The organism is Spiroplasma sp. hyd1 (genome assembly GCF_016082235.1).
Taxonomy (GTDB): domain Bacteria; phylum Bacillota_I; class Bacilli_A; order Mycoplasmatales; family Mycoplasmataceae; genus Spiroplasma; species Spiroplasma poulsonii.
The window spans coordinates 1-7,638 of record NZ_JXYY01000053.1; the positions used below are offsets into that span (position 1 = coordinate 1).

At 24.1% G+C, this 7,638-nt stretch carries 9 protein-coding genes and 1 pseudogene; 8 read left to right on the forward strand and 2 right to left on the reverse strand.

Annotated features, from left to right (window positions below; translation table 4 throughout):
• On the reverse strand, positions 1-228 hold a 228-nt coding region (locus TS70_RS05300; RefSeq protein ID WP_198049628.1), incomplete at its 3' end, for a type IV secretion system DNA-binding domain-containing protein.
• 1,720 nt (positions 229-1,948) lie between these two features.
• Here TS70_RS05300 and TS70_RS05310 point away from each other — a divergent pair.
• The 6 genes from TS70_RS05310 (at position 1,949) to TS70_RS05335 (ending at position 5,870) form a co-directional block, all read left to right on the forward strand.
• A complete protein-coding gene (locus tag TS70_RS05310) occupies positions 1,949-2,092 on the forward strand; it encodes a hypothetical protein (protein WP_198049630.1) in 144 nt (47 codons plus the stop codon).
• Positions 2,093-2,367: 275 nt separating this feature from the next.
• Positions 2,368-2,706 carry a hypothetical protein gene (locus tag TS70_RS05315; protein ID WP_198049631.1) on the forward strand — a complete coding sequence of 113 codons (339 nt, stop codon included), beginning with the start codon at positions 2,368-2,370 and terminating at the stop codon, positions 2,704-2,706.
• 33 nt (positions 2,707-2,739) lie between these two features.
• The gene (locus TS70_RS05320) at positions 2,740-3,078 is read left to right on the forward strand and encodes a hypothetical protein (RefSeq protein WP_198049632.1); all 339 of its coding nucleotides are present in this window, start codon (positions 2,740-2,742) and stop codon (positions 3,076-3,078) included.
• 260 nt (positions 3,079-3,338) lie between these two features.
• The gene (locus tag TS70_RS05325; RefSeq protein ID WP_164028482.1) at positions 3,339-3,806 is read left to right on the forward strand and encodes a hypothetical protein; all 468 of its coding nucleotides are present in this window, start codon (positions 3,339-3,341) and stop codon (positions 3,804-3,806) included.
• Entirely contained in the window at positions 3,790-4,323 is a 534-nt protein-coding gene (locus TS70_RS05330) for a hypothetical protein (protein ID WP_198049633.1), read from the forward strand. The genes TS70_RS05325 and TS70_RS05330 overlap by 17 nt, the downstream gene beginning before the upstream one ends.
• Before the next feature lie 455 nt (positions 4,324-4,778).
• A complete protein-coding gene (locus TS70_RS05335) occupies positions 4,779-5,870 on the forward strand; it encodes a DNA cytosine methyltransferase (protein WP_198049634.1) in 1,092 nt (363 codons plus the stop codon).
• Between the two features lie 85 nt (positions 5,871-5,955).
• Here the strand turns inward: TS70_RS05335 and TS70_RS05340 are convergent.
• Positions 5,956-6,791, reverse strand: a protein-coding gene (locus tag TS70_RS05340) for an IS5 family transposase (protein WP_105628856.1) whose coding sequence is annotated in 2 segments (ribosomal slippage) — positions 5,956-6,395 and positions 6,395-6,791 — 837 coding nt in all. Because the reading frame shifts where the segments join, the coding sequence is not laid out codon by codon here.
• Positions 6,792-6,865: 74 nt separating this feature from the next.
• On the opposite strand from TS70_RS05340, the pseudogene TS70_RS05345 reads away from it, so the two are divergent.
• Both TS70_RS05345 and TS70_RS05350 read left to right on the forward strand, forming a co-directional pair.
• A pseudogene (locus tag TS70_RS05345) lies at positions 6,866-7,105 on the forward strand (DNA cytosine methyltransferase); the annotation flags it as partial.
• Positions 7,106-7,429: 324 nt separating this feature from the next.
• Positions 7,430-7,638 (forward strand): Mbov_0395 family pilin-like conjugal transfer protein (locus TS70_RS05350; protein WP_198049636.1); only part of this gene is annotated, 209 nt, incomplete at its 3' end.

Here is a 7,638-nt window from a genome sequence, read left to right on the forward strand (position 1 = left end):
ATCAATAATTATGGTTATTTCTCGAAATTTAAACCTTAACTCTTTTATAATTTGCATTAATGTCGTTGTTTTACCGCTTCCCGTTGTTCCGACCAACAAAGTATGTTGAGATAAATTTGATTTTATTAAACCAAAGTTTTTGTTTAAATTAAGCAAATTACTTTGTTGAATTTGTTTAAATTCTTGCTCTTTTCTTTTCGCTTTCTTTTTTTGTTCATAAGCAAACATATCAAAATGNTGTCATTTCTGATAACCAATAAAACCANCAANGACAANCACANCGATANTGCNNATAATTGCTGAAATTTTAAANCAAATATCTTTNNNATAAGCAGTTGAAAANGTTTGTCAAGTAANNGCNTTTAGTTTTATTCCCGCATAGCCAAGAGCAATCACAATATTAATTAACGCAACAAACAAGAAAAANNTTAATACAGCAAAAATAATTCAAAAGATTACTTTTTGCAATTTATTAAGTTTTTGATAATATTGTTTTATTTTAGACATAAATTTACCTCCTAACTAAAAGTTTCTTGTTCTATTTCGCTTGCTTCAACATTTAATAACATTCGGTTATTAGNACCAATCGAAAACAGACATGTTCCCGTTGGAGCGGTTGCAAGCGTATCTTTTTGATATTGATTTAACCGCCCACTTGAGGCAATTAAATTATCATAATCTTGTAAATCGCTCGCCGCTAAATGATGAACAAACTGATATAAACAGTTATTTATTATTCCTTGGGCTTGGGTTTTAATATTGGCATTACCCATAAAATCATTGATATTTTGCGTCATAATATACAAAATACCGTTATATTTCCGAATCCGTTTTGTCATTTCAAACAAGAAATTCAACGCTAAGGTATTGTTTTCATTAATCAACAAGTGTGCTTCATCAATGGCAATACAAATTCATTGTTGTTCAGCAATTGGTAATGCTTGGTTTTTGGCTTTGTTTTGTTTTACCACCTTATCCAAAAAGGAAAGCATTAAAAACAATTGGGCNTTTTGTCGGTTTTTGTTTGCTGTTAATTCNTGNGTATCAAAAACAATNAAATCACTTTTTAGCGACAGGGTACTTATTCCGTTTCACAAAGCACCATCGGCTCCTTTGGCAAGTTTTCATAAAACATTGTATAAATGTGATTTGTTTTGTTCGCTTTTTTCTTGTTTTTCAATTAAAACAAACAAATCCGATAAAGTAGGATAGTCACTAGCAGTTAATTTATTTAATTTTGTTTTATGAGTAATTTTAAAATCTTTATATAATTTGACCGCATAAAATATTCGGTTGGTATAAAATTTCCAAAAACTAAGGAAAAGATAGATATAAAATTCTATCTTTTTTAATTAGGTTAAAATTGTCGTTAACCTTGCTTAGTTTAAGAAAACAATAGCCAAACCAACTAAATAAAACTCTCCTACTTGGAATGTCGTTAAACCAAGCAAGCGAGGATAAACAATATAGGGGGCACCGTACCGCTACGATACAATGTAGGAAATTCTTTTAGGCAATATAAAAGAGTTATTGTGGTTTGGGGATAAATCTTTAACTTGCAATAGTTAAAGAGTTAGTGTTCCACAATAAAAAAATTTAGAAATCTTACTATTTATAAGGAGGTTTTGAAAGTGTCTTTAAAAGAACTCTGTTGAAAAGAGTTAAAAATTAAATTAACAAATAAGACAGTATTAATTAATAAATGTCAGTGTTATATCAATGAGTACTTTACAAAATTAACCAAAAACAGAAAAGGTGGCTGATATTGTAAAAAGTATGCTCGGCATTGCTTATCAAGATTAAAATTTATTAAGAAACAAAAAATAAATGCTAACCTTTGATTTTTGACTTTACAATGCCAAAATAACCATCAAATTATTAAAAAATTAATTTTTAAGAAAAATAAATGATGAATTTTTAATATTAAAAATTAGAAAGGAGAAATTATATGGTTGAAAATAATATCAAAAATACAATTAGTGATTTAATTAACGAAATTAAAACAACAACAGAAAACAATTTAAGTAATTTAGAACAAATTATGGAAGCTTTAATTGATAAAGTTAATAATATTGAAAATATTTTAAATTAAATACGATAAAAAAATTAAACCAACTATTTATTAAAATTAGTTGGTTTTTATTTATCAGAAATAAAAAAGAAGAGGGATGAAAAATATGTCTAAAAATACTTTTATTAAATGTAAAAAATGTGGAACACCAAAGCAGTTTCACAAAGTTAACCATCGTGAAAAAACAGAATGATTTGAAGATGTTTATTACACTGAATATTAAAATTTTAGTTTTTTAAAACTTAATATTTTATAAAATAGACGGCGATTGTTATATTGGAAATGGAGGATAAATAATGACAATAACAGAATGAATTAAATATGAAAAGTTAGAAAAAGAAAATCAAGTACTTAAAAACCAACTTGCTGAAAAAGATAAAGAATATGGAATCTTGTTATCAGACAGAGATAAATTAGAAATGTATCGGCATAATCAATTAAAGAAAAGTGATATAACTTTACACTATATTGAATGTAATGAATGTGAATCAGAGGAGTTTTGCGATGATAATAATTTATTTAAAGTAGTTAATGAATTTGAACATGATGAAAATTGTTCAGATTATGGAAATATATTAAATTTAGATATTAGATGTATTATTAAATATAAAAAATATGAAAGTTTAGAGGAATAATTATGCCAAATTACCTAGTAAGGAGGATGAAACATGTATTTAGTTATAAAAGATTCAGATAATATAAAAGATCATTATAAAATAACGGATTTAATTTCAAAAAATACCGATCATGAAGAAAAAGAAAACTTTTGATATAAATTTGGTTTAGAACAATATTGAACAGGATATTGTTGATCAAGTGGAACAATTGATAATATAAAAGATATTGATGAATATTTAACAAAAAAGTTTAAAGAATTACAAGAAAAATCGTGAAATGAAATTATAGAAATTTATGTTGAAGATAAATTTGGTTATACAGTGGTAAATCATTTATCTGATATTAATTGAAAAAAAGAGCCAGACAAAAATATAGAACCAATTCGTTAAGAAGTGGTTCTATGGTTTAATTATTTATTTTTAAACTACTATTGGATATTAATTTTATAAAAAATAAAATTAAAAGCAAAAAAAGCGAGGTGATTATCATAAAAAAAGATTATTCAAAACCAAAAGCAAGGTTTAATGAGAATATAATTATTGACTGTATTAGATGTGAACAAGAGTTCACTATTTTAAATTCAGAATGATTAACGCTTAATAAATTCTATAAATGCCAAAAATGTAAAAAATAAAGGGAGGTGTTAAATGTGATAAAAAAAATTTATTTAAACCAAAATTTAATTTCACAAGAAATAAATAATAAAACTCATATTTTAATAAACAAACAAAAAGATTGCGTTGTTTGAGATAAAAATGGTTTAGGTTTATCAAGTTATCAAAATTATTTTAGTTTAGAAATTGATGAAAATAAAAATTATATGGTTCATAGTAGTATCAATAATAAAAATGGTAATATTGTGGGAAAAAATTTACTTTTAACTTTTGAAAAATTAAAACAAGAAAACAAAAAACAGTTTAATTCGCAAAACAAAATTAATGCTAATAATGATTTACTAAATGAATATAACAATCATTATGATAACAAAACAACACAGCGAAAATTAACAGAAACAGAACTAAAACAATTACTAAAAGATTTAGAAAATATTGATAATCCTAATTATTGAGATAATGGTTTTTATTTAGGATACAACAAATATGAAAAAATTACTTAGTTTGTTATCAATATTTTCGTTGTCGTGTGGAAGTACAATGCCATTGATTAGTTGTGGAAATATCGGTAATAATAAACCATGATTACCACCAACAAAACCCAAAGAACAAAAAATTAAAGACATTTTTTACTATGAAAAATTAAAACAAGAAATTACAGCAGAAATTAAAGAATATGATGAAGTAATTAAAGAAATTGAAAATAGTAAAAATGACTATGAAATTGAAGAAGATTATCAAACAGAACTAAAACAAACACAAGCAGAAAAATTGCTTAAAATATCGGAACTAAATAATTGTGAATATCAAATTTTACTATGTCAAAAAGAAAATGAGTTTACAGACGAACAAAAACAACAAGCAATTAAGTTGTTAGAAAAACAAATAAACAACTTAAATAGTGCTTTAAATTTATTAAGCGAAATTAAAAATAGTGATTTTAATCAGAAAGATTTAGAAAAAATAAATACAAAAATTAAAGATGCAAAAATTATTTTGGATGAAGTTAAAAGAAATTAAGAAGGGAATGATTTAATGTGAAAAAATTTTTAAAAGAAATTAATTTATTAAAATTATTTATTAGTTTCCTATCAATTATAATGTGTGTTTTAATGACTACATTTTTAATTTTATGTAGGGGATGAATAAATGATAGTGCAAGTCTTTGTGTTTATGTTGTAATTTGTGTTTTTAACATTGTAATTAGTGGCGGACTTATATTGTGTATTTGTTTTGAAATTTGACAATTAATTGAAAATAAAAAAAACAAAAATAATGAAAATAACATAAAACAAGATAATTAATATCTTGTTTTTTAGAAAGAGGTGCAGCAATGATTAATTGTCCGTTTTGTAAATATATTCATAATATTTATAATAAAAACAATATCCGTATATTATTTTTTTGTTCTTATAGATATCCCAATCCATGAATCATTTTAGATAAAAGAAAAATTAGAAGAATGATGGTTTATTATGCTTAAAGTAATTGAATTATTTGCTGGGATTGGAAGTCAAAGAAAAGCATTAGAAAAGATTGGAATTAAACACAAAGTAATTTCTTTTTGTGATAACGATAAATACGCAGAAAAATCATACCGAGCTATTTTTAATGATTATGAAACCCCTAATTTAGGTGATATTACTAAATTAGAAACTTTACCGTGTGCTGATTTAATAACTTGATCATTTCCGTGCCAAGATATTTCAAATGCTAATAATAATGGGCAAGGATTAAGTGGCGAGCGAAGTGGTTTGGCTTACAAAGTTGTTGATTTAATACAAACAATGCCAACAAAACCCCAATATCTTTTAATGGAAAATGTACCAAATTTATTAAGCAAAAAGTTTTTTGTTGGATTTCAAAATCTACAAAATCAACTTAATAAATTAGGATATCATAACCAATATTTTACAATGAATGCCAAAGATTATGGAATTCCCCAAAATAGAAAACGATTATTTATGATTTCAACATTAAAGCAAGACTTTAAATTTCAATATCCCCAACCTTGTAATTTAAAATTTTTAGTAAAAGATATTTTAGAAAACAATGTAAATGAAAAATATTTTATTAGACAAGAATCAATGAAAAAAGCAATTGAAAACAATAAACTTAAAATCATTCAACAATGCTCTTATACAATTACAACAAAACAAATGCGATGAGGAAACGCAGGAATTATTGCAATTCCCAATGATATAAAAAAACTTAATGATGGAAAATTAATGATTAATTTGAGAAATTATAATCAAGTTAATATTTTTAATGATATAACAAAAAATAATCTTATTTCAACCATTACAACAGGACACGGGAGACCACCACAAATTGCATTGCCAATTAAGGATTATGGTAATTTTATTGTTTTACCACGAGCAAAAGATGGTTTGCTAATTAATGGATCATATAATCGGTTTTGAAAAACAGAAAATAATTATATGGGAACAATTGCAGCAAGTAATGTCAATAAAATTATGATTGATAATAGACTTCTTGCATTACTTGTTAAAAAATTGCAAATATTTGTAAAAAAGATACTAATAGAAAAATATAATTTTAATTAATTATGTTTTTTATTTAAAAATTTAATATTTTTCCACAACGAAAAATTAATTTATTATTTAAATTATTTAATTTTAAATAAATATTTTATGTTAAATATAATAATTGTAAATTATAAATTGAGGCAATTAAATTAAATCTTAAACCAAATCTTTTTCTTCGATTACGATATTTTTCTGTAATAATTTTAAATTTTTTAAGAATAGCAAAAATATTTTCAATAATAATTCTCATTTTTGAAACTAGTCTATTATATTGCTTTTGTTCTTTGTTTAAAGGGTTTTTCTTTGTTTTCTTTGTAGGTATTAGAACATTATTGTGATTTTTTTGTATTCCTTGATAACCACTATCAACTATTAATTTGGTATTTTTTAAAATTGGGATTTTTGATTCTTTAAATAAAGCATAATCATGTTTTTTTCCGAGCGAAAAACTTGTTGCAATAATTTTTTTGGTTTCTTGTTCGATAATTACTTGTGTTTTGATCGTGTGTTTTTTCTTTTTACCAGAATAAGATTGTTTTTGTCTTTTTTTGGGCGTTGGATTGGAGTTTCGGTAGCATCAATAATAATAGTTTTATCATTAAAATAATCATTTATTAGTGCTTTTTTACCAGCAAGTTGTTGAAAATCAGAGTTTTTAATTAAAATATCTTCAATTCACTTAATATTACGATAACAATTAGCCTCACTAATATCAAAACTTTTACCAAGATGAAAATAAGTCTGATATTCTCGTCAATATAATAAAGTCATCAATAATCTATTTTCTAATGATAATTTATTAGTTTTACCACCTTTTTTAAATTTTTCTATTTCAGCAACTTTTAAAATATCTAACATTTTATTAAAAGTGGATTTTTTTATTCCTGTTAATCTTAACCATTCTCTATCATTAAGAGTATTAAATTTATTATTGTTCATATTTTTATGTCCTCATAAATTATATTTTATAATAATATTTTAATAAAAAAGGGTATCGCAAGAAGTCTAATAAAAGACAACAACAAGATAGTAGTAAAATACTATCTTTTTTAATTGATGAAAAAGAATACTTTTTACGAGTTTTAACTCCACGAGAATGTTGATTATTAATGGGATTTAGTAATAAAGACTTTGATAAAGCAAGCAAAGTTGTTTCAGAAACCCAACTTTATAAACAAGCTGGTAATAGCATTGTTGTTGATGTGTTAGAAAAAATATTTACAGCAATATTTCAAATAGAAAGGAAAAATTAAAGATGCAAAATAAGAAAAAAGTTTGGTGAAAATGACTTTTATATCCTTTAACAATTATTATTGGAATTTTGTTGCTATTATTTTCCCCTATTTTATTTTTAATTACCCTTGGAATTGATTGTGATTTTATGATTGGTGAATTATTATTGCATTTATTTTACTTACCTTTCGAAAGGAAAGAAAAAAATGACTAAGAAAAACAATATTAAAAATTACTTTAATAATCAACAACAATATTATCAAAAAAAGAAAAAATATTTATTATCAAAAAAGAAACAAATTAAGTAAAAGCAAATTTTTAAAATAACAAAGGAGGACGAAAATATGAAATCAAACAACACAGCAGATTTTAGTGGAATAATGGATGTTGTTATATTATGAAGTAATGTTGTTTTTGGGGTATTTATGGGTTTAGCGGTTATTTTTGCAATTTGAAAATTAATTATTATTTTAATTTCAATAATGCGAAATGCTGATAATCCCGAAGCGAGAGGAAATGATTTAAGTGCTTTAAAATGACCGATAATAGCAAT